Here is a 24,214-nt window from a genome sequence, read left to right on the forward strand (position 1 = left end):
CGTGAGCGGACGCCGTCGGCGGTCGGCACGTGCGGGTGGACCGGATATCCACAGGCGGGTGGTTGTCCACAACCGGCCGACGGGCTGTCGTGGCCGCCTGCGAGACTTGCCCTCATGCGCATTGTGGTTCTGGCAGGCGGCATCGGCGGTGCCCGGTTCCTGCGCGGTCTGAAGCAGGCCGTGCCGGACGCGGACATCACGGTCATCGGCAACACCGGCGACGACATCCACCTCTTCGGGCTGAAGGTCTGCCCCGACCTCGACACGGTGATGTACACGCTCGGCGGCGGCATCAACGAGGAGCAGGGCTGGGGGCGGGCCGACGAGACCTTCCACCTGAAGGAGGAGCTCGCCGCGTACGGCGCCGGGCCCGGGTGGTTCGGGCTGGGCGACCGGGACTTCGCCACGCACATCGTGCGGACGCAGATGATCGGCGCCGGGTACCCGCTCAGCGCGGTGACCGAGGCGCTCTGCGACCGGTGGCAGCCGGGCGTCCGGCTCATCCCGATGACCGACGACCGGGTGGAGACCCATGTCGCGGTCGAGGCGGACGGCGAGCGCAAGGCAGTGCACTTCCAGGAGTACTGGGTGCGGCTGCGGGCGTCGGTGCCGGCGGAGGCGGTCGTGCCGGTCGGCGCCGAGCAGGCGAAGCCGGCGCCGGGGGTGCTGGAGTCCATCGCGGCGGCGGACGTGATCCTCTTCCCGCCGTCCAACCCGGTCGTCTCGGTCGGCACGATCCTCGCCGTGCCGGGCATCCGCGAGGCGATCGCCGAGGCCGGGGTGCCGGTGGTGGGTCTGTCCCCCATCGTCGGGGACGCGCCCGTGCGCGGCATGGCCGACAAGGTGCTCGCGGCCGTCGGCGTGGAGTCGACGGCCGCGGCGGTGGCCGAGCACTACGGCTCGGGTCTCCTGGACGGCTGGCTCGTCGACACCGTGGACGCGGGCTCCGTGGAGCGGGTGGAGGCGGCCGGCATCCGCTGCCGGGCCGTCCCGCTGATGATGAGCGACCTCGACGCGACCGCACGGATGGCCCGGGAGGCGCTGGCACTGGCCGAGGAGGTGCGCGGGGCATGAGCGGTTCCTTCGACACCGGTTACCGGGTCTGGGCCGTGGACGGGCTGCCCGAGGTGCGGCCCGGGGACGACCTCGCGAAGCTGATCGCGGCCGCCGAGCCCGGCCTGGCCGACGGTGACGTCCTGCTCGTCACCTCGAAGATCGTGTCCAAGGCGGAGGGGCGGATCGTCCGGGCGGACGACCGGGAGGCCGCGATCGACGCCGAGACCGTACGGGTCGTGGCCCGGCGCGGGGCGCTGCGGATCGTCGAGAACCGGCAGGGGCTGATCATGGCCGCCGCCGGTGTCGATGCCTCCAACACCCCTGCGGGGACTGTGCTGTTGCTGCCCGAGGACCCGGACGCGTCGGCGCGGACGATCCGGGCCGGGCTGCGGGACGCGCTCGGTGTGGAGGTGGGGGTCGTCGTCACCGACACCTTCGGACGGCCCTGGCGCGCCGGGCTCACCGACGTGGCGATCGGCGCCGCCGGGGTGCGGGTGCTGGACGACCTGCGCGGGGGCGCCGACGCGCACGGCAATCCGCTGAGCGCGACGGTCGTCGCCACGGCGGACGAGCTGGCCGGCGCCGGGGATCTCGTCAAGGGGAAGGCCGCCGGGCTGCCCGTGGCCGTGGTGCGGGGGCTGGGACACGTCGTCGTGGCCGAGAACACCGAAAATACCGAGCACACCGGGAACACCGGGAGCGCACAGGCCCGCGGAAGCGAAGGCGCCGACGAGGGTGGGCTCGCCGGGGCGCGGGTCATGGTGCGCAGTGCGCGCGACGACATGTTCCGGCTCGGGACGTCCGAGGCGGTGCGGCTGGCGGTCACCCAGCGGCGGACGGTGCGGTCCTTCACCGACGAGCCGGTCGATCCCGGGGCGGTACGACGGGCGGTGGCGGCGGCGGTCACGGCGCCGGCGCCGCATCACACGACGCCGTGGCGGTTCGTGCTGCTGGAGTCGGCGGAGTCGAGGGTCCGGCTGCTGGACGCCATGCGGGACGCGTGGATCGCGGATCTGCGGCGGGACGGTAAGCCCGAGGAGTCCATCGCCAAGCGGGTGCGGCGGGGCGATGTCCTGCGCAACGCGCCCTATCTGGTGGTGCCGTGTCTGGTGATGGACGGGTCGCACACCTACGGCGACGCGCGGCGGGACGCGGCCGAGCGGGAGATGTTCGTGGTCGCGACCGGGGCCGGCGTACAGAACTTCCTGGTCGCGCTGGCCGGGGAGCGGCTGGGATCCGCGTGGGTGTCGTCGACGATGTTCTGCCGGGACGTGGTGCGGGAGGTGCTGGAGCTGCCGGAGAACTGGGACCCGATGGGGGCGGTGGCGGTCGGACACGCGGCTGAGGAGCCCCGGGCCCGTGGCGAGCGGGAGGTGGGGGACTTCGTCGAGGTGCGGTGAGGTGTGCGGCTCGGTGGGGTGGGGTGCGCGGCTCGGTGGGGTGCGCGGCTCGGTGGGGTGGGGTGCGCGGCTCGGTGCGGTGCGCGGCTCGGTGGGGTGGGGTGCGCGGCTCGGTGCGGTGCGCGGCTCGGTGGGGTGGGGTGCGCGGCTCGGTGCGGTGCGCGGCTCGGTGGGGTGGGGTGCGCGGTGATCTGCGCCGGGCAGTGTGTGCGCCGGACGGTGACATCCGCCGGACGGTGACGTTCGCCCGACGGTGAACTGCGCTCGGCGGTGAACTGCGCCCCGCGGCGATGTGGGGTGGGTGCGCCTACTCTCGTAGCGTCTCTCCTCCTCTCTCCGGGATTCTTCGTGTCAGGACGGTTCTCTCCCCGGCCCACCCGTACGACCGTGCGCGGTGGGCATGTCGGCGTGCCCTCCGGGGTGCCGCGGCAGGCCTCGGCGGCCGGGCGGGTGCGCAACTGGGTGCCGGAGGGGCCGATCGATCTCGGGCTGGTCCTCGGGCCCCTCCGGCGCGGACCGGGCGATCCGACGTTCCGCGCGACGCCGGACGGGTCGGTGTGGCGGGCCAGCCTCACCCCCGCCGGGCCGGGGACGCTGCGCGTCGCCGCGGCCGGCGGCACGGTGCGCGGGGAGGCGTGGGGGCCGGGCGCCGACTGGCTGTTGGACCGGCTGCCGGAGCTGCTCGGGGCGTCGGACGCGCCGGAGGCGTTCGTACCCCGGCACCGCGTGGTGGCGACGGCCCGGCATCGGCGGCCGGGCCTCAGGCTGACGCGGACCGGACTGGTGCTGGAGTCGTTGATCCCCTCCGTGCTGGAGCAGAAGGTCACCACCGACGAGGCGTATCGGGCGTGGCGCCTGCTGGTGCGCAAGTTCGGGGAGCCGGCGCCGGGGCCCGCGGCGGACGGGCGGCTCTGGGTGATGCCGGCGCCCCGGACGTGGGCGCTGATCCCGTCCTGGGAGTGGCATCGGGCGGGCGTCGACAACAAGCGGGCGTCGACGATCCTGCGGGCCGTCCGGGTCGCCGCGCGGATGGAGGAGGCGGTGCGGATGGCTCCGGCGGAGGCCCAGGCCCGGCTGGAGGTCGTGCCCGGGATCGGGCCGTGGACGTCCGCGGAGACCGTGCAGCGCAGTCATGGGGCGGCGGATGCGGTGACCGTGGGGGACCTGCATCTGCCGGGGATCGTGGGGTGGGCGTTGGCGGGGAATCGGGAAGCCGATGACCGCGTGATGCTGGAGTTGCTGGAACCGTATGCGGGGCAGCGGCACCGGGCGGCTCGGTTGATCCTGTTGAGTGGGCGGGTGCCGCCTCGGCGGGCGCCGAAGATGCCCCGGGGGGACATCGGGAAGTTGTGAGGGGGCGTCGTGCTGCGTGCGAGGGCTGGGCGGAGCGGACTTCCGCCTCCGCCGCCCCTACCCGTCCCCTTGTCACCAGGGGCGCTGCCCCTCGGGCCACCGTTTCGGCCTGAACGGCCTCGTCCTCGCCCGCCGGACGGACGGACCGAAAGTCCGAGCCCCGCGCGTTACCGGTCCGACGAGAAGCGGACCGCGCCCGCCGGGATTCTCGCGTCGCACCACACCCGCGCGCCGTCGCGCAGTTCGTTGTCGGGGCCGACGATCGCGCCGTCGCCGATGACCGTGCCCGTGAGCACGGAGCGTTCGCCCACGCGGGCCCGGGTGCCGATGAGGGAGTCGGTGATGACGGCGCCCGGTTCGATCACGGCGCCGGGGAGGATCGTCGAGCCGGAGACCCTCGCGCCCTGCGCCACGAAGGCGCCCTCGCCCACCACCGTGCCACCCGTCAGCTTCGCGTCGGGGGCGACCCTGGCCGTCGGGAGGACCAGACGGTCGCCGCAGCGGCCGGGGACGGCGGGCGACGGTGCCCGGCCGAGGACCAGGTCGGCCGAGCCCCGGACGAAGGCCGCCGGGGTGCCCAGGTCCAGCCAGTACGTCGAGTCGACCATGCCCTGCAGATGGGCTCCGGCCGAGAGGAGGTCGGGGAACGTCTCGCGCTCCACCGAGACCGGGCGGCCCTGCGGAATCGTGTCGATGACCGAGCGGCGGAAGACGTACGCGCCCGCGTTGATCTGGTCGGTGACGATCTCCTCCGCGGTCTGGGGCTTCTCCAGGAACGCCAGGACCCTGCCCGTCCCGTCGGTGGGGACCAGGCCGTAGGCCCTCGGGTCCGTCACCTTCGTCAGGTGCAGGGAGACGTCGGCCGCCGTCGCCTCGTGGGTGGCCACCAGCCTTCTGATGTCCAGGCCGGTGAGGATGTCGCCGTTGAAGATCAGGACCGGGTCGTCGGGGCCGGAGTGCAGCCGGGACGCCACGTTGCGGATCGCGCCGCCCGTGCCGAGGGGTTCGTCCTCCGTCACGTACTCGATGTGCAGGCCCAGTGCCGAGCCGTCGCCGAAGTACGGTTCGAAGACCTCCGCCAGATAGCTCGTCGCCAGGACGATGTGGTCCACACCCGCCGCTCTCGCCCGCGCCAGTTGATGCGTGAGGAACGGCACCCCCGCCGCCCTGACCATGGGTTTGGGCGTGTGCACCGTGAGTGGGCGCAGCCGGGTGCCCTTGCCGCCGACCAGGAGGATCGCTTCTGTCACCGTCGTCTCTGCTTCCTGCCGGGACCGGTCGAACCGTCATTCGACCGGCCAGTGTATGCAGACCGTTGCGTGGCGACTTCCAGGCCGTTGGTGTTCCGTCCCAGTCCCTGGAGACTGTCCCCCCGACGGGCTGAATGTGCCCCCATCTGGATGTGCGCTCCGGTCGTCCGGGGGCGTGCGGCCTCCGGGGCCTCCCCAGGCCCCGGGGCTCCCGAACCGGATCGCCCGCCTCAGCGCCCCTGGAAGCGCGCCGCGGTGGAGCGGGCCGAGCCGAGCTTGCCGTAGAGCTGCCTTCCTGGGCATTCCGTGGCGAACCCGTCCCGGTGACCCGAGATCACATTCAGTCGTACGTTCTTTCCCTTTCCGTAGAGATTGCCACCCCCGGACTTCAGGTATGTCTTCCCCTTCGGATCGGCCCCGAAGAGGCCGAGCTTCCATGCCGTCAGGCGCGCGACGGCGTCGACCGTGGCGGTGGTCGGCTTGGCGGAGGTGAAGGTGCCGAGGACGGCGATCCCCATGCTGTTGGTGTTGAAACCGAGGGTGTGGGCGCCGAGGACCGGCTTCGCCACTCCCCCGGCGCGGCCCTCGTAGATCTTTCCGCACTTGTCGACGAGGAAGTTGTAGCCGATGTCGCGCCAGCCCATGCTCTTCACGTGGTAGCGGTAGATGCCACGGATGACCGACGGGGCCTGTGAGCACTTGTAGCTGTTGCCCGAGGCGGTGTGGTGCACGAAGGCGGCCTTGACCTTCGTCGTGTAGCGGAAGCCGCTCTCCCGCAGCTTCTCGTCGGCGCCCCAGCCGCGCCGCGTGACGATGCTCGGCCGCGGGCCGATGTACGGCTTCGCCCGCTGGGCCGGCGTCAACTCGGCCCCGCGCAGGGCGAGGAGTTCGCGTTCGGTGCCCAGGCGGTCCAGGGCGGGGATCCGCGTGGCGCCGAGCGGGGCGAGGGGGGCGTTGGCGGCGGAGGCCACGGTCGCCTCGGTGGTCATGGCGGTCATGGCTGCGGGCTCGGCCCCGTCGGCCCCTTCGCCTGGTTCGGCTCCCTCGCCCGCCTCGGCCCCTTCGCCTGGTTCGGCTCCCTCGGCCTCATCGGCCGCGGTCGCGGTCTCGGCGGTCTTCTCGGTCGCCGCGTCGGGCGGGTCCAGTGCTTCCGGGGCGCCCGCCGGGCCGGACCCGGTGGTCAGTGTCCGGCTGCGCGGGGGGCCCGCGGGGACGTGCTCGGGGGGCACCGATCCCGGGTCGACGAGTTCCAGGCGCAGGCCGGAGGGGAGCAGGACTGAGTTCGCCGTCCCCTCCGTACGGCGTTCGGTGTCCGGATGGACCCGGATCTCGACGCCGTCGGAGTCACCGACCCACAGCGGGGCCGTGGCGCCGCGGACCCGGCCCGAGGCGCTCTCGGGTGTGCCGGGGTCGGCGCCGTGGTCGGCGTTGTGGGTCTCGACGTCCTGCCAGCCGGACCAGGCGCCGGTGTCGGACGTACGGGTACGGACCTGGACGCGGCCGTGGAGTTCGGCGGCCGGGTCGTCCCAGACGACGCCGAGAAGGGAGAAGTGGCGTACGTCCCGGCGGGGCAGGCCCTGGTCGGTGGCGGCTCCGCCGAGCGTCCGGTCGCGGGCGAGAGGGGTGAGGGGCAGCGACTGGGTGCCGCCCGGGAGGTCGGGAAGAGCCGAGTGAGCCGGGTGGTCGGTCAGGGATGGGTCGGAGAGGGATGGGTCGGAGAGGGATGGGTCGGAGAGGGATGAGGTGACGGGGGTGTCGGGGCTCGTGGCCCTGGCCGTCCCGCTGGGCGCCGCATCCGCGGCCGACGCCGGTCGCGCCGTCGCCGCGCTGGCGGGCGGCGTCAGCGGGAGGGCGAGTGCCGCCGCGCAGGTGACACCGATCGAGGTAGCAAGCAATCCGCGCATGCCAACGATCCTGGACATATCCATACATTTCTGTCCATCGGGGAATTGACGGGCCATCGGGTACGTTCGGCCGAACCGGTGGCTCCGGGAGGAACCGGCGACCGGTACGGCGCCCAGGGCGGCGCGTACGCTTGCGCGGGTGACTGCCACCGATCGCACCCCGGCCGACCTGCTGCGTTCCGCGCTGGCCGCGGACCCCGCGCGCCCCTTGGTGACCTTCTACGACGACGCCACGGGCGAGCGGGTCGAATTGTCCGTGGCCACCTTCGCCAACTGGGTGGCCAAAACCGCCAACCTCCTCCAGGACGGGCTGTCCGCCGAGCCCGGTGACCGGGTCGCGCTGCTGCTGCCCGCGCACTGGCAGACGGCGGTGTGGTTGCTGGCGTGTTCGTCGGTGGGCGTCGTCGCGGACGTGGCCGGGGATCCCGCGCGGGCGGACTTCGTCGTCGCCGGGCCCGGGTCGTTCGAGGCGGGGCTGGCGTGCCGGGGCGAGCGGTACGCGCTGTCGCTTGCGCCGCTCGGGCGGCGGTTCGTGCCGGGCCCGCCGGAGGGGTACGACGACTACGCCGTGAACGTCCCGACCTTCGGGGACCGTTTCGTGCCGTACGCCCCCGTCGACCCCGAGGAGCCCGCGCTGATCGTGGCCGGGGCCGAGTACACCGGGGCCGAGGTCGTGGAGCGGGCGCGGGCGGAGGCGTCGGGGCTTGGGCTGACGGGGCCCGGTTCCCGGCTGCTGTCGGGGCTGGCGTACGACACGTGGGAGGGGCTGAGCGCCGGGCTGTACGCGCCGCTGGCGAGCGGGGGGTCCGTGGTGCTGTGCGTGAACCTGGCGGAGGCCGGCGAGGAGGCCGTGGCTCGGCGGGTGGAGAGTGAGCGGGTGACGGCGACCGCGCGGTAGCCCTCCGGGCGGGCGGTAGCCCTCCGGGCGGGCGGTAGCCCTCCGGGCGGGCGGTAGCCCTCCGGGCGGGCGGTAGCCCTCCGGGCGGGCGGTAGCCCTCCGGGCGGGCGGTAGCCCTCCGGGCGCGCGGTAGCCCTCCGGGCGCGCGGTAGCCCTCCGGGCGGGCGGTAGCCCTCCGGGCGCGCGGTAGCCCTCCGGGCGCGCGGTAGCCCTCCGGGCGCGCGGTAGCCCTCCGGGCGCGCGGTAGCCCTCCGGGCGCGCGGGAGGTTCGGTGCCCGGCGTCGGCGTCGGCGTTGCCGGGGACTGCCGGCCCCAGGCCCCCGCTTCGGCCCTGAAGGGGCCTCGTCCTCAAACGCCGGACGGGCTGATTTTCCCGCACCCCAGCCCACACGGCGACCCCCGTTCACTCTGCGCCGGACAGACTGCGTCACCCACCCCCGCCCACGAGGCAGCCCCCGTCCGCCTCACCCGTTCGGCCCACCCCCGTCGCCCCTCGCGGGCCTCTTCGCGGCATCGTCGTAGGGACAGCTCTACACGCTCGTACGGCCGAAGCGGGTCCGGAGGCGGGAGGGGTGGATCGGACGTGAGGGAAGCGGCGGGTTCCGGTGGGCCTCTCGGGCCGGGGGCGGGGGCGTCCGCCGACGGGTGGGGGCTCATACGGCGGCGCCGGCGGCGGTGGGTGCGGTACGGGGCGCTCGCGGCGGGGGTGGCCGTCCTCGGGGTCGGGGTCGCGGGGTGGGTCGTCTACGCGAAGCTGGACGGGAACATCACGCCCGACGACGCGGCCGCGGCGGAGCTCGCCCGGTATGCGCGGGAGCGGCCGACATCGCTGGTGAAGGACGCGCAGAACATCCTGCTCATAGGGTCCGATTCGCGGTCGGGGGACGGGAACCGGAAGTACGGGCGGGACTCCGGGACCGAGCGGTCGGACACGACGATCCTGCTGCATCTGGCGGCCGGCCGGCGCAGCGCCACCGCAGTCTCCCTCCCGCGCGATCTGATGGTGGACGTGCCCGGCTGTCTGCGGCCGGACGGGAAGCGGACCGAGCCGATGTTCGCGATGTTCAACTACGCCTTCCAGACCGGGGGTTCGGCCTGCACGATCCGGACGGTGGAGAAGCTGACGGGCGTGCGGATCGATCACCACGTGGTCGTCGACTTCAGCGGGTTCAAGGAGATGGTCGACGCCGTGGACGGGGTCGAGGTGTGCCTGAAGGAGCCGATCGACGACAAGGCGGCCAAGCTGCGACTGCCCGCCGGGCGGGTCACGCTCGACGGGGAGCAGGCCCTCGGGTACGTGCGGGCCCGCAAGTCCCTCGGGAACGGCAGCGACACCGACCGGATGGACCGGCAGCAGCGGTTCCTCGGGGCGCTCGTCAACAAGGTGCAGAGCAACGACGTCCTGCTGAACCCCGTGAAGCTGTATCCGCTGCTGGACGCGGCCACGTCCTCGCTCACCACCGACCCGGATCTGGCGAGTCTGCGCGGACTGTACGAACTCGTGCGCGGCCTGCGGGACATTCCCACCGAACACGTGCAATTCCTGACTGTTCCGCGGGAGTCGTACGTCTACAACGCCAATCGCGACCAACTGGTGGAGCCGGAGGCGGAGAAACTCTTCGAACGGCTGCGAACGGACGAGCCGGTGGCGGTTTCTCAGGAAATTCCCACGAAGCCCGCCCCCACGGAGTCGGGCGACTACGGTCCGTTCGCGTTCCGAGCACCGGGACCTGCGGCTTCCGGGGCGGTTTCGCCCACTCCGCCCGCTCCCACGTTCCGCGGGAACACCGCGGCCGAGGACGGCTGCGGGTAAAGCGCTTGCCAAGCCGACCTCTTGCGGCGAACACAAGTTCAAAGAAATAGGGCGGATTGCCCACTTGTAGGGGCGTGGAATTTGTCACGGCCGTCGCTCGCCGCCGAACCTGGCGGATAGTGTGAGCGATCCGGTGCCCCCGGCCACGAGGTCTTCCTGGGGTCGCGCACCGAGTGACCGAGACCCGAGCGCCTTGAGGGGGAAAGGCGCCGCGTGGCCCCGACGGAGGATTCGGACAACCGTGGACGCGCAAGGCCGTGGGCGGGCGGACAACATCGACCCCGCAGACCAGTGGGTACTCAATCCGAACACCGGCGAATACGAACTGCGACTGACTCCTTCCGCACCGCAATCGGCGGTGCCGGGGCCTCGCAGATCCGACTCCGCTCGGACCGGTCGGACCGGCGACGGTGGAGGTCCGGCGCGCGGCCGTAAGGCGGCGCAGGGCCGGGAGTCGTCGTCGCCCGAGGAGACGCCGGACCCGGAGGTGCCTGCGCCCCGCCGTCGCCGCAGCGCAGCGCCGGAGGAACCGGCGGCGAACCGGCGTGGCCGCCGGCCGGTGAAGAAGAAGTCGAAGGCGAAGAAGATCCTGCTGTGGACCGGCGGGACCATGGCCTTCGTCCTGGTGGGTACGGCCGGTGCGGCCTATCTCTATCTCGAGCACCTCAACGACAACATCACGTCCGTCTCCGACGACGGCGCGAGCACCGGTGGCTTCAGCAAGGACAAGGCCATCAACCTGCTGGTGATCGGCACCGACAAGCGCACCGGTTCGGGCAACGAGGGCTACGGCGACTCCGGCAGCGTGGGCCACGCGGACACCACGATCCTGCTGCACGTCTCCAAGGACCGGACGAACGCGACCGCCCTCAGTATCCCGCGCGACCTGATCGTGGACGTCCCGGACTGCGAGACCAAGCAGGAGGACGGCTCCACCAAGGTCATCCCGGGCTCGGACAACGTCCGCTTCAACACCAGCCTCGGGCAGGACAACCGCACGCCGAGCTGCACCGTGCGCACGGTCACCGAGCTGACCGGGATCCAGGCGGACAATTTCATGGTGGCCGACTTCAACGCGGTCAAGACGCTGACCACGGCGGTCGGCGGCGTCGAGGTGTGCCTGGCGAAGGACATCGACGACGAGGACTCGCATCTGAAGCTGTCGAAGGGCACCCACACCATCGAGGGCGAGCAGGCGCTGGCCTTCGTGCGCACCCGGCACTCCGTCGGCTTCGGCGGCGACCTGAGCCGGATCGAGCTCCAGCAGCAGTTCCTCAGCGCGCTGATGCGCAAGCTGAAGTCGAACGACACGCTCACCAGCCCGACCAAGATGATCAAGCTGGCGGAGGCGGGCACCAAGGCGCTGACCGTCGACTCCCAGCTGGACACCATCGACAAGCTGAAGGACCTGGGCCTGGAGCTGGGCAAGCTCAACGTGAAGAACCTGACCTTCACCACCGTGCCGGTGGTCGACAACCCGGCCGAGAAGGTGGCGGCCACGGTCGTCGTGAACGCCTCGACGGCGCCCACCGTCTTCCAGATGATCAAGGATGATGTCTCCTTCACCGAGGTGAAGGAGCAGGCGGCGGCGTCGAAGAACGCGGCCGCCGCGGCCGCCGCGGCCCGCCTCAAGGGCACGCAGTCCGCCGCCTCCGCGGTGCGGGTGCAGGTCATGAACGGCGGCGCCCCGGCCGGCAGCGCACAGGAAACTCTTAACTGGCTGCAGAATGATGAGGGCGTGACGAAGTCCGAGAACGCGGGCAACGCGCCCGCGGCACTGAGCAAGACGACGCTCGAGTACGCGCCCGACCAGGCCGACCAGGCACGCAAGCTCGCCGCCATCATGGGGCTGCCCGGTACCGCTCTGAAGCCGGGCAAGAGTGTCGAGAACTCCCAGGGTCTGCCGACGATGACGCTGACGCTGGGCAAGGACTTCAAGGGCGCGGGCGTCTCGCTCACAGCTCCGACCACCGTGCCGGACACGGTCCAGAAGTCCACGGCGGACAAGGTCAAGTGCGCCAAGTAGGTAACCCTTCGGGCCCGTCGTGCGTCTGACTTGACGCGGGACGGGCCCGTGTCAGGCGCACGTCGGGGAGGGGCAGGGGAATTGGCGGGGAGCAGTGGGGTGCGGAGGGAGGTTCCCGCGGTCGAGGACACGGTGTCCCCGGCGGCGCGGGAACAACGGGACGAGACCGCGTCCGAGGGGGACGGCGGGGCCGGTGACGGGCGCGGCGCGGGCCGCAACACGGATCGCAGACGCCGACGTCGACGCGCGTTGCGCTGGTCGGCGACGGTGCTCGCGCTGGTCATACTCGGCGGCGCGGGGGCCGGATACCTCTACTACGAACACCTCAACGCGAACATCAAGAGCGACGACCTGAACATCGGCGACGCGAAGGACCGGGCGGCCGAGACGGAGGCCAACTCGGCCGGGCAGACGGCGCTGAACATCCTGCTGATCGGTTCGGACGCCCGTGACACGGCGGAGAACCAGAAGCTCGGCGGCGCCAAGGACACCTTCGACGGACCCCCGCTCGCGGACGTCCAGATGCTGCTGCACATATCGGCGGACCGCAGCAACATGTCGGTGGTGAGCATGCCGCGCGACACGCTGCTGGACATCCCCAAGTGCACGGACCCCGACGACGGGACCACCTACGGGGCGCTGACCGACGAGATGACGAACGTGTCGCTCGGTCGCGGCGGTCCGGGCTGCACGGTGGCCACCTGGGAGAAGCTCACCGACATCCACATCGACCACTTCATGATGATCGACTTCTCCGGTGTGGTGTCGATGGCGGACGCGATCGGCGGCGTCCCGGTCTGCGTGGACGCCAACGTCTACTCGCACACCAGCACCGGCAAGGGATCCGGTCTGAAGCTGGAGGAGGGCACGCACGCGGTCAAGGGCAAGCAGGCCCTCCAGTGGCTGCGCACCCGCTACGGCTTCGAGGACGACACCGACCTGGCCCGCGCCAAGGCCCAGCACATGTACATGAACTCGATGGTCCGTGAGCTGCGCGCCAACGCCAAGCTGACCAATCCCAACAAGCTGCGCAAGCTCGCCGAGGCGGCCACGAAGGCGATCACCGTCGACGACGGCCTCGACACCATCACGAAGATGTACGACCTGGCGGGCGAGCTGAAGAAGGTGCCCACCGAGCGCATCACGATGACGACGATGCCGAACCGCTACCAGGGCAGCCGGGTGGTGCCCACGGACGACGCCAAGCAGCTGTTCCGTCTGGTGCGCGAGGACATCGCCCTCGACGGCAAGGACGCCAAGAAGGCCACCGCCAGCCCGGCTCCGACGGTCACCGACCCGGCCGCCGCGCCCGGCGAGATCGCGGTGCAGGTGCACAACGGGACGTCCACGAGCACGCTGGCGGCGGTCCGCGGGCGGGCCACGGCGGTGAAGGAGCTGCTGAAGGGCAAGGGCTTCACCGAGGCCGTCGCGGACCCGTCGGCGGCCACCGCCGTGGCGGCCACGGTGGTCCGCTACCCGAGCGCCGATCTGGAGGGCGACGCCGAGGCGGTGGCCAAGGCCCTCGGCATCCCGACGGGTCAGGTGAAGAAGTCCACCGAGGTCTCCGGGATCACGGTCGTCGTGGGCGCGGACTGGCGCTCGGGGACGGCGTACAAGGCGCCGGTGAAGGACGACACGACGCCCGACACGGCCGGGGCGATCAACGCCTCGGACACCACGCAGTGCATGCACGTGGACCCGAACTACACCTGGTAGCCCGGGTCCTGTGGTGCCCTGAGGGCGCGCTCCGGAAGTGCTTCGTGAGCGCGCCCCTGCGTCGGTGGAGCGGTGCGGTGGAGCGGTGCGGTGGTGCTCAGTGCGTGTCGCTGAGCACCGCGGGGCGCCGCGAGGCGATGACCTTCCTGGCCAGTGCCTTCGGGCTGGTCAGGAAGCCGAAGCCCCACGACATGTGCATGGTGGCGAGGGCCACGGGGATCTGGAGCCGCGCCTTCACCGGCAGCCCCTTGCCGGCCGGCAGCGAACCGGCGACGATCGCCGCGAGATATCCGCCGGGGATCACGAAGCCGAGCGGGGTGAGCGCGGCGCCCACGACGATCCCGGCGGCTATCGCGCACACCGCGGTGGGCGGGGCGAGGTAGCGCAGGTTGATGGAGCCCTCGTGGTAGCGGGCGACGACGTGCCGCCAACGGCCGTAGTCCTTGTACTGCTTGGCGAGCGCCTTGACGCTGGGCCGCGGCCGGTACGACACCTTGAGCGCGGGCGAGAACCAGATGAGACCGCCGGCCTCCCTGATCCGGAAGTTCAGCTCCCAGTCCTGGGCGCGGATGAACTCCTCGTTGTAGCCGCCCTGTTGCTCCAGCGCGGCGCGCCGGAAGACGCCGAGATAGACGGTCTCCGCGGGGCCGGCCTGCCCTCCCGTGTGGAAGGCGGCGTTGCCGACCCCGATCTTCGAGGTCATGGCCGCGGCCACCGCGTGCTCCCAGTCGTTCTCGCCCTCGGCGTGCATGATCCCGCCGACGTTCTGCGCGCCGGTCTCCTCCAGGAGCCGTACGGCGGTGGCGATGTAGTCCGGGGAGAGCATGCCGTGCCCGTCGACGCGGACGACGATCGGATGGCGTGATGCCTTGATCGCGGCGTTCAGCGCGGCGGGCGTACGCCCTGAGGGATTGGGGACCGTGTGCACGCGCTTGTTGCCGGAGGCTGTCTCGGCGACGAGCTGGGCCGCGATCTCTTCCGTACGGTCCGTGGACGGACCGATGGCGATCACGACCTCCATCTCGCCGGCGTACTCCTGCGCGAGGATCGCTTGGACGGCTCCGCGCAGATGCCGCTCCTCGTCGAGGACGGGCATGATGACGGACACTGCGGGGAGCTGCACGTCGGGCTTGGCGTTCATAGGGGGCTCACGTTACCGCGAACGGGGGACACGGCCCGCCCCGCCGGGTGCGCTGCACCGGTCGGCCGATCGTATGGGCCTACCGTTCCAACGGCTTCCCCCGCCCACCGCCGCCGCCCGGAGGTGCCCCGTTATGCCCACCACACCGCCCCGGCCCCCGCGTCGACCCCACCCGCGGCGCCGCGCACCCCGTCCCTCCGCCCGGCGCGGACGCCCCCGCTGGGCCATGCGGGCGACGACCACGCTCTCGGTGGTGCTGCTCGCCGCCGCAGGGATCGGTCACTCGGTGGTCGCCGGCCTCGATGCGGACATCGCCCGCGTCGACCCCTTCAAGGACATGAAGAACCGCCCGCGGGCCGGCCACGGCATGAACGTCCTGCTGGTCGGCACCGACGGCCGCGACGACATCACGGAGACGGAGCGCCGCCGCTACCGCCTGGGCGGGGCCCCCTGTCACTGCACCGACACGATCATGATCGTGCACATCTCGGAGGACCGTGAGCGGGCCAGCGTCGTCAGTCTCCCGCGCGACTCCTACGCCGAGACGCCGCCGCACACCGACCAGGTCACCGGCAAGGAGCACAGCGGCCACCCGATCAAGATCAACTCGGCGTACGCGGAGGGCGGGCCGCAGCTCACCGTCCGCACGGTCGAGAACATGACCCACGTGAAGATCGACCACTACCTGGAGGTCGACTTCACCAGCTTCATGAAGACGGTGGACGTGCTGGGCGGCGTCCGGATCTGCACGGCGGAGCCCCTGAAGGACGCGTACACGGGCCTGGACCTGGCGCCGGGCACGCACACGCTCAAGGGCGGCCAGGCCCTGCAGTACGTCCGTTCCCGGCACACGGACGCCTCCTCCGACCTGGGCAGGATGAAGCGGCAGCAGCGCTTCCTGGCGGCCCTGGTGGACCGGGCCACCTCCTCCGGGGTGCTGCTGAACCCGCTGAGGTTCCGGGACGTGACGCGGGCGGTGCTCGGCTCGGTACGGGCCGACCGGGGCTTCGGCACGGACGAGCTCCTCGACCTCGGCCGGGCGATGCGCAGCTTCTCCCCCTCCTCCTCCGAGTTCACGACGGTCCCCATCGGCGAGATGGGATACGTCGTGAAGGGCCTCGGCTCGACGCTGAAGTGGGACACCGCGAAGGCGCGGCGCCTCTTCCGGGCCCTGCGCGACGACGAGCCCCTGGCCACCGCGGGAGCCCGGCCGCGCGACGGCGGAGCCGCCCGCGTGGACGTGGCCCCGCAGCAGATCCACGTCCAGGTCGAGAACGGCACCCGCACGGCGGGACTCGGCCGGCGGGTGGACGCGGCACTGGCGGCCACGGGCTTCCGTACGACCCGGCAGCCGGTCAGCGCGGACGGCCCCTCGGCCCGGCGCACGGTCGTCGCCTACGACCCCCGCTGGGACCGTTCCGCGAAGTCGCTCGCGACGGCCCTGCCGGGCAGTGAACTGCGGGCCGTGAAGGGCCTCGGGCCCACGCTGAAGGTCATCACGGGGACGGACTTCCACCAGGTCCGCAAGGTGCGGGCGGCCCAGGTGGAGCAGGGCGAGTCGGGCGTGCTGCGGGGGGACGAGGTGGGCTGTTCCTAGGCGGATGTGCGTTTCTGGTGCGAAACGTACGGAACGGAGCCGTCCGCCCGATGGCGCGGGGCGCGTGGGAGGCGTACGACGGAAGGGCACGCACGGGGCCCGCCGGGCCCCCTCACCCCCAGGAGGAGCCATGACCCAGCCCGGAACCATGACCGCCATGAGCAAGGAGATGCAGGACTGCGTCGAGGCGTGCATGGCCTGCCACAGCATGTGCGAGGAGACCATGAGCTCCTGCATGCAGATGGGCGGCCAGGCCCAGATGCAGATCATGCGCGCGCTCATGGACTGCTCGGAGACGACCCGCATGTGCGCCGACATGATGATGCGGCGCTCGCCCATGTCGGCCGAGATGTGCGCGATGTGCGCCAAGGCGTGCGACATGTGCGCCGAGGCGTGTATGGCCATGCCGGACGATCCGCAGATGATGCGCTGCGCGGAGTCCTGTCGCCGCTGCGCCGAGATGTGCCGCACGATGGCGGGCGCCACCATGTGACCGTCGCCATGACGCGACCCGGGGGCACCCTGTGCGGGTGCCCCCGGGTGATACCGCCGTGCGGCCGGCTCAGTTGCCCGAGACGGTGACCTTCTCGTCGTTCTTCAACTGGCTGACCAGCGTCTTCACCTTCGCCTTGTCCCAGACGAGGTTGCCGCCGGTGGAACCGGAGATGGGCATGTTCATCGACTTGCCGTCACCGCTGTTGACGCCCTTCATCGCGAAGAACATCGACCCCAGGTCGTACAGGCCCATGTCCTTGTCGACGATCAGGGTGTCCAGGCCCGCGCTCATGGTCGGGTAGAGCTTGAACGGGTTGAGGACGGTGCCCGGGGTGGCCACCTGGTTGGCGAGGGCCGCGAGGAACTTCTGCTGGTTCTTCGTGCGGTCCAGGTCGGAGCCCGCGAGCGCGTACCGGGTGCGGACGAACGCGAGGGCCTCCTCGCCGTTCAGGGTCTGCTTGCCCTTCTTGAAGTCGGCGCCCGACTTGGTGTCCTTGATGTCCTGCGGGATGTCGATCTCGACGCCGCCCACCGAGTCCACGATGTTCGCGAAGCCGGCGAAGCCGATCTCCACGTAGTGGTCGATGCGCAGGCCGGTGTTGAACTCGACCGTGCGCACCAGCAGCTCCGGCCCGTCCTCGGCGTAGGCGGCGTTCAGCTTCACGTGCCGGCCGGTGCCCTTGTAGGTCTTGCCGGACTCGGAACCGACGAACGTCGGTATCTCCACGTCGGAGTCGCGCGGGAGCGAGATCAGCGTGTCGCCGTTGGACCCGGTGTGCAGGATCATCATCGAGTCCGTGCGCTTGCCCTCGGCGGAACCGGTGTGCAGTTCCTTCTTCTCCTCGGCGGACATGCCCTCACGGCTGTCGGAGCCGACGATCAGGTAGTTCGTGCCCTCGCCCGCCTCGGGCCGGTCGATGACCTTCGACAGGTCGACCTCGCGGTTCAGCTTGCCGTCGGCCCAGAAGTAGGTGCCCACCGACGTCACGACCAGCACCGTCAGGACGGTGATCGCCGTCCACTTGATGCGGCGGCGCCAGTTCGGCGCGGGACGCGGAGCGCGGGTGCCGAGGCCCCCCGGGCCGCCGGAGTCGCCGCCGCCCCCGTAGACCTCGCCCGAGCTGTAGCCGCTGTCGTATCCGGTGTTCTGGGCGTTCGTGTAGTCGCCGTGTCCCTGGCCGTTGACGTACGACGGCTGCGGCGGGACTCCGGCGCCCTGCGGCGGCGCGGCGGGGCCGCGGCGGACCTGCCGCATGACACGCGGGCTCTCGGGCTGCGCGTTCGCGCTGCCGCCGCCGTACCGGTTGCCGCGGTCACTGTCGGACCACCCCTCGGGCCAATCGTTCATGCGGACCAGTGTGCAGGGCAGGGCTGTGTGCCGTACAAGGGCCGTCGGAGAATCAGGGCCCCGCTGTTGCCAAGCTGACACAAAGTCCCGGGTTGTCCCCGTCGGCATAAGGTGGAGGACATGACAGACCAGGTCACCGCGGCGGAGTCGGGCAGCACCCAGGACATCCCGGGCAAGCCCACCTCCGCCTCCCGCACCACCCTCAGCCACATCATGAGCCACAACGACACCAACCTGCTGGGGACGGTGCACGGCGGCGTGATCATGAAACTCGTCGACGACGCGGCGGGAGCGGTGGCCGGACGGCACTCCGGCGGCCCCGCCGTCACCGCGTCCATGGACGAGATGGCGTTCCTGGAGCCGGTCCGCGTCGGTGACCTCGTCCATGTGAAGGCGCAGGTCAACTGGACCGGCCGGACGTCGATGGAGGTCGGCGTCCGGGTCCTGGCCGAACGCTGGAACGAGTCCGCTCCGCCCACCCAGGTCGGCTCGGCCTATCTGGTCTTCGCCGCCGTCGACGCCGACGGCAAGCCGCGCGCGGTCCCCCCGGTCCTCCCGGAGACGGAACGCGACAAGAGGCGGTACCAGGAGGCCCAGATCCGCCGCACCCACCGCCTGGCCCGACGCCGGGCGATCAGGGAACTGCGCGAGCGCCGGGTCGCGGAGGGCCTCGAGGACTGAGCAGGCGCTTTACCTGCCCCGCCTCGGCATGATCAGCTTCCGCCTGTCACGTGAGGGACGGCCTCTGGGGAGGGGTCGTGGGGGAGGGAGTCCGCGTCGATGAGCGTAGGCACACAGGAGACGACCAGACCGTGCCCGCGGTGCGGGGCCGGGATCGGCGGGGACGCGCGCTTCACCGTCTGGTGCGCGGCGTGCGACTGGAACGTCGACCCGGAAGGCCCGCGGAAGGAACCGGGCCGGCTGGAACGGACGCGGCGCGCGCTGGCCCGTCGGCACGGTGAGAAACTGCACGCCGACGTCGTCTCCGGCGGGGACCTGCGCGCCCGCAGGGACGCCTCCGCAGTCCTGGCCCTCGTGATCGCGCTGGCCGTGCACGGCGTGACGGCGGCGGTGGTGGCCGGTGGAGTCTGGTGCCTCGTCGACGGCCGGGGCGGCTGGCTGATGCTGCCCGGCCTGCTCCTGTTGCTGCTCGCCTGGATCCTCCGGCCGCGGACGGCCAGGCTCCCCGACAACGTGCCGGTGCTGTACCGCGACGATGCCCCCACCCTGTTCGCGCTGGTCGACGAGGTGGCCGGCGTGGCAGGCACCCGGGGCGTGGACGCCATCGTGATCAACGACGTGGTCAACGCGGGCGTCCAGGCGTACGGAGTGCGCGGACGCCGGATGCTGGTGCTGGGGATGCCGTACTGGGAGATCCTCACCCCCCAGCAGCGCGTCGCCCTGCTGGGTCACGAACTCGGCCACTACAGCAACGGCGACGTCCGCCATCACACGGTCCTGGGCAGCGCCTACGCGTCCCTGACCACCTGGGCGTACTGCTTCTCGCCCGACGACGATCCCGATCCCGCCGACTCGGCCCTGCGGCTGCTCACCAACCTGCTCCTCCTCGCCCCCTACTGGCTCGTGACCGGTGTACTGCTCCTGCTCGACCGGCTGACGCTGCGCGCGTCCCAGCGCGCCGAGTACCTCGCCGACCGGATGTCCGCCCAGGTCGGCTCCACCGAAGCCGCCCTGGGGCTCACGGACCGCATGCTGGTGACCGACTCGGTCGAAGGCGTCCTGCTCCGGGAGGCGAACCGGGCCGCGCTGACCGGCCCGAGCGGCTACCGCGGCGCCGAGGACCGGGCGGACGAGCTGTGGGAGCGGCTGACGGCGCACATGGCGTCCGTCCCGGACTCCGAGTACGAACGTCAGCGACGGGTGGCCGCCCTGCGCGGCCACAGCGTGGACGCGACCCACCCGCCGACCCACCTCAGGCGCGCCGGCCTGGCCGCCGGCGAGCGGCTGCCCGCGGCCGTGGCGGTGGACGGCGACCGGGCCGACCGCATCGCCGCGGAACTCGCCGAGGCCCGTCGGTGGCTGGGCCGCCGAATCATCCGGGACGGGCCGTCCTTCGAGGACTGACACCGAGGACCGACAGCGAGGAGCGACGGCGAGGAGCGACGGCGAGGAGCGACGGCGGTCAGGACGGACGGCGGTCAGGGCCGACGGCGGGGACCGGAAACGGCGAAGGGCGCCCGGTTCCCCCCGGGCACCCTTCGCTTCCGTCGGCTCGGTGGCCGGTTACGGCAGGTTTCGCGCCATGACGATCCGCTGGACCTGGTTCGTGCCCTCATAAATCTGGGTGATCTTCGCGTCGCGCATCATGCGCTCCACCGGGTAGTCCCGGGTGTAGCCGTAGCCGCCGAGGAGCTGGACCGCGTCCGTGGTGACCTCCATCGCCACGTCCGAGGCGAAGCACTTCGCGGCCGCGCCCTGGAAGGTGAGGTCGGCGTCCAGTCGCTCGGACTTGGCCGCCGCCGCGTACGTCAGCTGACGGGCGGCCTCGATCTTCATGGCCATGTCGGCGAGCATGAACTGGATGCCCTGGAAGTCGGCGATCGCCTTGCCGAACTGCTTGCGCTCCTGGACGTAGCCCTTGGCGTAGTCGAAGGCGCCCTGGGCGACACCCAGCGCCTGCGCGGCGATCGTGATGCGGGTGTGGTCCAGGGTCTTCATCGCGGTCAGGAAGCCCGTGCCCTCCTCGCCGATCATGCGGTCGGCGGGAATGCGGACGTTGTCGAAATAGACCTCGCGGGTCGGGGAGCCCTTGATGCCCAGCTTCTTCTCCGGGGCGCCGAAGGAGACACCCGGGTCGGACTTCTCCACGACGAAGGCCGAGATGCCCTTCGAGCGCTTCGTCGGGTCCGTCACGGCCATCACCGTGTAGTACTCGGAGACGCCCGCGTTGGTGATCCAGCGCTTCACGCCGTTCAGGATCCAGTGGTCGCCGTCCCGGACCGCCTTGGTCTTCATACCGGCCGCGTCCGAGCCCGCGTCCGGCTCGGAGAGGGCGTACGAGAACATCGCGTCGCCCTTGGCGAGCGGCGTCAGGTACCTCTTCTTCAGGTCCTCGGAGCCCGACAGGATCACCGGCAGCGAACCCAGCTTGTTCACCGCGGGGATCAGCGAGGAGGACACACAGACCCGCGCCACCTCCTCGATCACGATCACCGTGGCGAGGGCGTCCGCCCCCGCGCCGCCGTACGACTCGGGCACGTGCACCGCGTGCAGGTCGCTCGCCACCAGCGCGTCCAGCGCCTCCTGCGGGAAGCGGGCCTCCTCGTCCACCGCGGCGGCGTACGGCGCGATCTTCGCCTCGGACAGCGAGCGGATGGCGTCGCGGAGCATGTCGTGCTCCTCGGACGGGCGGTACAGGTCGAAGTCAGCCGATCCGGCCAAGGTGTCTCACGCTCCAAAACGCTACGGTCACCGACGCTAATTACCGTTAAGTAACTCAAATTTTAGAGGTCCACCCACCCGAGTGATACGTGAGTTTGGCGACAGGGTGCCTTCTTGTGACAACTGCCCGGTGAGGGGAGCCGACATGCCCCGACTATGCTCGGGCGCGCAGCGACGGCATCCCCACCTGGAGCATTCATGGCCCTCAAGATCACCGTGATCGGCACCGGCTATCTCGGCGCGACGCACGCCGCGGCCATGGCCGAGCTGGGTTTCGAGGTGCTCGCTCTCGATGTCGTGCGCGAGAAGATCGAGATGCTGGAACGCGGCGAGACCCCCATGTACGAGCCGGGGCTCGAGGAGCTGCTGCGCCGGCACGTCCCCGGGTTCGAGGGATCCAGCGGACGGCTGCGCTTCACCCAGGACTGGGCCGAGGTGGGTGCGTTCGGCGACGTCCACTTCGTGTGCGTCAACACCCCGCAGAAGCACGGTGAGTACGCGTGCGACATGTCGTACGTCGAGTCCGCCATGGGCTCCCTCGCGCCGCATCTGGCGCGGCCCGCGCTCGTCGTCGGCAAGTCCACCGTGCCGGTGGGTTCCGCCGACCGGCTGGCCCGGACGATCGCCGAGCTGGCGCCCGCCGGTGCGGACGCCGAGCTCGCCTGGAACCCGGAGTTCCTGCGCGAGGGGTTCGCGGTCCAGGACACCCTGCACCCGGACCGCATCGTCGTCGGGGTGCGCAGCGAGCGGGCCGAGGCGCTGCTGCGGCAGGTGTACGAGACGCCGATCGGCGAGGGCTCGCCGTTCGTCGTCACCGACTTCCCCACCGCCGAGCTGGTGAAGACCTCCGCGAACTCCTTCCTCGCCACCAAGATCTCCTTCATCAACGCCATGGCGGAGGTGTGCGAGGCCGCCGACGGCGACGTCGCCAAGCTGGCCGAGGCCATCGGCTACGACGACCGGATCGGGAAGAAGTTCCTGCGGGCGGGGATCGGGTTCGGCGGCGGCTGCCTGCCCAAGGACATCCGGGCCTTCATGGCCCGTGCCGGTGAGCTCGGCGCCGACCAGGCGCTGACCTTCCTGCGCGAGATCGACTCCATCAACATGCGTCAGCGCGGACAGATGGTCGAGCTGGCCCGGCAGGCGCTGGGCGGCGGGTCCTTCCTGGGCAAGCGGATCGCCGTGCTCGGCGCCACCTTCAAGCCCGACTCCGACGACGTACGGGACTCGCCCGCCCTCAATGTCGCCGGTCAGATCCATCTCCAGGGCGGGCAGGTCACGGTGTACGACCCGAAGGGCATGGCCAACGCCCGCCGGGTCTTCCCGACGCTCGCGTACGCGGACTCGGCCCTGGAGGCCGTCCGGGGCGCCGACGCCGTACTGCACCTCACCGAGTGGCAGGAGTTCCGCGAGCTCGACCCGGCGCGGCTCGCGGAGGTCGCGACGACCCGGCTGGTCCTCGACGGGCGCAACGCGCTCGACCCGGTCCTGTGGCGCAAGGCCGGATGGACGTACCGGGCGATGGGCCGCCCGACCGCATAAGCACCGGAACAGGCAGCGCCCGCACCGGCACCGGAACAAGCACGGGCACGGCGCGGGGCGCATGCGCCGGCACAAGCACGGGCACCGCCACGCGCGAGGCGCGGGCAGAGGTCTACGGAGCGACGCCGGTTCGGCCGAGGCTCAGTCGGCCGAACCGGCGTCTTGCTGCATTCTGCACCACCGGCCTGTGCCCCGGCCGGTGAACTACTTCGCCCGGTACCGGCGCATCTTCGCGCGCGCCCCGCACACCTGCATCGAGCACCAGCGCCCGCGCCCCGCCGGACTGCGGTCGTAGTACGCCCAGTGGCAGGTGACGGCCTCGCAGGCCTTCAGCCGGGTCCAGGTGCCGGCGATCAGCGCCTCCGCCACCGCGGCGGCCGTACGGGAGAGCAGCGAGGCCGCGCCGGCGGCGGCCAGGCGGGCGGAGCCGTCGTGTTCGTCGATCGTCACCAGCAGGGGCGCCGACGCCAGCAGCTCGCCCAGCGGGGTCACCTCGCGGTGCGGCGGATGGCCCGCGTGGGCCAGCAGGGCCGCGCGCAGCGACTCGCGCAGCTCGCGGGCGCGCGCCACCTCGCCCACGCCATCCCCGGCGGCGCCGGTGTTCTCAGGGTTTTCCGGCAGCCCGAATCGGGCCCGGCCCTCCGCCGTGTCCAGCGCGTCCGCGCCCGACTCGAGGTCCAGCGTGTTCACCAGGGACTCGACCAGGGCCAGGCTCCCGGGTGCCGCCGATCGGTCATTCATGCTTGCGACGTTACCGCCAATGCGGGAGCATGCAGTAACCGTTACTGGTTACCCGTCTCTAGGGGTAACCCATCCGATCGCCAGGAGGAAGTCATGGCTCTCGCCAAGCTGGGTGTCGTCGTTCTGGACTGTCCCGACCCGGGCGCACTGGCCGGTTTCTACGCCGAGGTGCTGGGCGGCACCGTCGAGGGCGAGGGGGACTGGGTCGACGTGAAGGTGCCCGGCGGTCAGTCGCTGGCCTTCCAGGCCGCCGCCGGGTTCGTAGCGCCCGCGTGGCCCGCGCCCGAGCACTCGCAGCAGTTCCATCTGGACCTGACCGTCGACGACCTGGACGCGGCCGAGCGGGGCGTGCTGGCGCTGGGCGCGAAACCGCTGGACGCGGAGGACCGCTCGCGCGGCTGGCGTGTGTACGCGGATCCGGCCGGGCACCCGTTCTGCCTGTGCAGCTGCTGAGGCCCGCACGACCACCGGAACCCGCACGACCGATCAGGCCGCACGAGCGATCAGGCCGCACGAGCGATCAGGCCGCACG

19 protein-coding genes are annotated in these 24,214 nt (G+C 71.7%); 13 read left to right on the forward strand and 6 right to left on the reverse strand.

Annotated elements, in window-relative coordinates; genetic code table 11:
- Positions 1-114 precede the first annotated feature (114 nt).
- The 3 genes from cofD (at position 115) to QQM72_RS35140 (ending at position 3,809) form a co-directional block, all read left to right on the forward strand.
- Entirely contained in the window at positions 115-1,074 is a 960-nt protein-coding gene (cofD, locus tag QQM72_RS35130; RefSeq protein WP_314224846.1) for a 2-phospho-L-lactate transferase, read from the forward strand.
- Positions 1,071-2,456, forward strand: a complete 1,386-nt coding sequence (locus tag QQM72_RS35135) for a coenzyme F420-0:L-glutamate ligase (RefSeq protein ID WP_314224847.1) — start codon at positions 1,071-1,073, stop codon at positions 2,454-2,456. Before cofD ends, QQM72_RS35135 begins: the two co-directional genes overlap by 4 nt.
- A gap of 348 nt (positions 2,457-2,804) precedes the next feature.
- Positions 2,805-3,809 carry a DNA-3-methyladenine glycosylase family protein gene (locus QQM72_RS35140; RefSeq protein WP_314224848.1) on the forward strand — a complete coding sequence of 335 codons (1,005 nt, stop codon included), beginning with the start codon at positions 2,805-2,807 and terminating at the stop codon, positions 3,807-3,809.
- Between the two features lie 167 nt (positions 3,810-3,976).
- Here the strand turns inward: QQM72_RS35140 and QQM72_RS35145 are convergent, their stop codons facing one another.
- Both QQM72_RS35145 and QQM72_RS35150 read right to left on the reverse strand, forming a co-directional pair.
- Entirely contained in the window at positions 3,977-5,059 is a 1,083-nt protein-coding gene (locus tag QQM72_RS35145; protein ID WP_314224849.1) for a mannose-1-phosphate guanylyltransferase, read from the reverse strand.
- Between the two features lie 230 nt (positions 5,060-5,289).
- Positions 5,290-6,963, reverse strand: a complete 1,674-nt coding sequence (locus QQM72_RS35150; RefSeq protein WP_314224850.1) for a peptidoglycan recognition protein family protein — start codon at positions 6,961-6,963, stop codon at positions 5,290-5,292.
- Between the two features lie 139 nt (positions 6,964-7,102).
- Between QQM72_RS35150 and QQM72_RS35155 the strand changes: the two genes are divergently transcribed.
- From QQM72_RS35155 to QQM72_RS35170, 4 genes are all read left to right on the forward strand, one after another.
- Positions 7,103-7,861, forward strand: coding sequence for a TIGR03089 family protein (locus QQM72_RS35155; protein ID WP_314224851.1), 759 nt, complete (start codon positions 7,103-7,105; stop codon positions 7,859-7,861).
- Positions 7,862-8,444: 583 nt separating this feature from the next.
- Complete coding sequence (locus tag QQM72_RS35160; protein ID WP_314224852.1) at positions 8,445-9,674, forward strand: LCP family protein; 1,230 nt, start codon at positions 8,445-8,447, stop codon at positions 9,672-9,674.
- A 241-nt stretch (positions 9,675-9,915) separates the two neighbouring features.
- Positions 9,916-11,700: an LCP family protein gene (locus QQM72_RS35165; protein ID WP_314224853.1), complete on the forward strand. Its 1,785-nt coding sequence runs from the start codon at positions 9,916-9,918 to the stop codon at positions 11,698-11,700.
- A 99-nt stretch (positions 11,701-11,799) separates the two neighbouring features.
- Positions 11,800-13,416 carry an LCP family glycopolymer transferase gene (locus QQM72_RS35170; protein WP_399079792.1) on the forward strand — a complete coding sequence of 539 codons (1,617 nt, stop codon included), beginning with the start codon at positions 11,800-11,802 and terminating at the stop codon, positions 13,414-13,416.
- A gap of 97 nt (positions 13,417-13,513) precedes the next feature.
- Here the strand turns inward: QQM72_RS35170 and QQM72_RS35175 are convergent, their stop codons facing one another.
- Positions 13,514-14,557 carry a glycosyltransferase family 2 protein gene (locus tag QQM72_RS35175; RefSeq protein ID WP_314224854.1) on the reverse strand — a complete coding sequence of 348 codons (1,044 nt, stop codon included), beginning with the start codon at positions 14,555-14,557 and terminating at the stop codon, positions 13,514-13,516.
- A gap of 133 nt (positions 14,558-14,690) precedes the next feature.
- Here QQM72_RS35175 and QQM72_RS35180 point away from each other — a divergent pair, with 133 nt between their 5' ends.
- Both QQM72_RS35180 and QQM72_RS35185 read left to right on the forward strand, forming a co-directional pair.
- Positions 14,691-16,154: an LCP family protein gene (locus QQM72_RS35180; RefSeq protein ID WP_314224855.1), complete on the forward strand. Its 1,464-nt coding sequence runs from the start codon at positions 14,691-14,693 to the stop codon at positions 16,152-16,154.
- A gap of 130 nt (positions 16,155-16,284) precedes the next feature.
- A complete protein-coding gene (locus tag QQM72_RS35185; RefSeq protein WP_314224856.1) occupies positions 16,285-16,647 on the forward strand; it encodes a four-helix bundle copper-binding protein in 363 nt (120 codons plus the stop codon).
- A 69-nt stretch (positions 16,648-16,716) separates the two neighbouring features.
- Here QQM72_RS35185 and QQM72_RS35190 read toward each other — a convergent pair whose 3' ends face one another.
- Positions 16,717-17,997: an LCP family protein gene (locus tag QQM72_RS35190; RefSeq protein WP_314224857.1), complete on the reverse strand. Its 1,281-nt coding sequence runs from the start codon at positions 17,995-17,997 to the stop codon at positions 16,717-16,719.
- 120 nt (positions 17,998-18,117) lie between these two features.
- On the opposite strand from QQM72_RS35190, the gene QQM72_RS35195 reads away from it, so the two are divergent.
- Together QQM72_RS35195 and QQM72_RS35200 are read left to right on the forward strand one after the other, a co-directional pair.
- A complete protein-coding gene (locus tag QQM72_RS35195; protein ID WP_314224858.1) occupies positions 18,118-18,678 on the forward strand; it encodes an acyl-CoA thioesterase in 561 nt (186 codons plus the stop codon).
- A 99-nt stretch (positions 18,679-18,777) separates the two neighbouring features.
- Complete coding sequence (locus QQM72_RS35200) at positions 18,778-20,082, forward strand: M48 family metallopeptidase (protein ID WP_314224859.1); 1,305 nt, start codon at positions 18,778-18,780, stop codon at positions 20,080-20,082.
- Between the two features lie 159 nt (positions 20,083-20,241).
- On the opposite strand, the gene QQM72_RS35205 is transcribed toward QQM72_RS35200, so the two are convergent.
- Positions 20,242-21,399: an acyl-CoA dehydrogenase family protein gene (locus QQM72_RS35205; protein WP_314224860.1), complete on the reverse strand. Its 1,158-nt coding sequence runs from the start codon at positions 21,397-21,399 to the stop codon at positions 20,242-20,244.
- Between the two features lie 198 nt (positions 21,400-21,597).
- On the opposite strand from QQM72_RS35205, the gene QQM72_RS35210 reads away from it, so the two are divergent.
- The gene (locus QQM72_RS35210) at positions 21,598-22,941 is read left to right on the forward strand and encodes a UDP-glucose dehydrogenase family protein (protein ID WP_314224861.1); all 1,344 of its coding nucleotides are present in this window, start codon (positions 21,598-21,600) and stop codon (positions 22,939-22,941) included.
- A gap of 204 nt (positions 22,942-23,145) precedes the next feature.
- Here QQM72_RS35210 and QQM72_RS35215 read toward each other — a convergent pair whose 3' ends face one another.
- Positions 23,146-23,682: a CGNR zinc finger domain-containing protein gene (locus QQM72_RS35215; protein WP_314224862.1), complete on the reverse strand. Its 537-nt coding sequence runs from the start codon at positions 23,680-23,682 to the stop codon at positions 23,146-23,148.
- A gap of 93 nt (positions 23,683-23,775) precedes the next feature.
- Here QQM72_RS35215 and QQM72_RS35220 point away from each other — a divergent pair, with 93 nt between their 5' ends.
- Positions 23,776-24,135 (forward strand): VOC family protein, encoded by a 360-nt coding sequence (locus tag QQM72_RS35220; protein ID WP_314224863.1) that lies wholly within the window; start codon positions 23,776-23,778, stop codon positions 24,133-24,135.
- The last annotated feature ends 79 nt before the right edge of the window (positions 24,136-24,214 follow it).

Origin of the sequence: Streptomyces zaehneri (assembly GCF_032248645.1) — a bacterium.
GTDB lineage: Bacteria > Actinomycetota > Actinomycetes > Streptomycetales > Streptomycetaceae > Streptomyces > Streptomyces coriariae.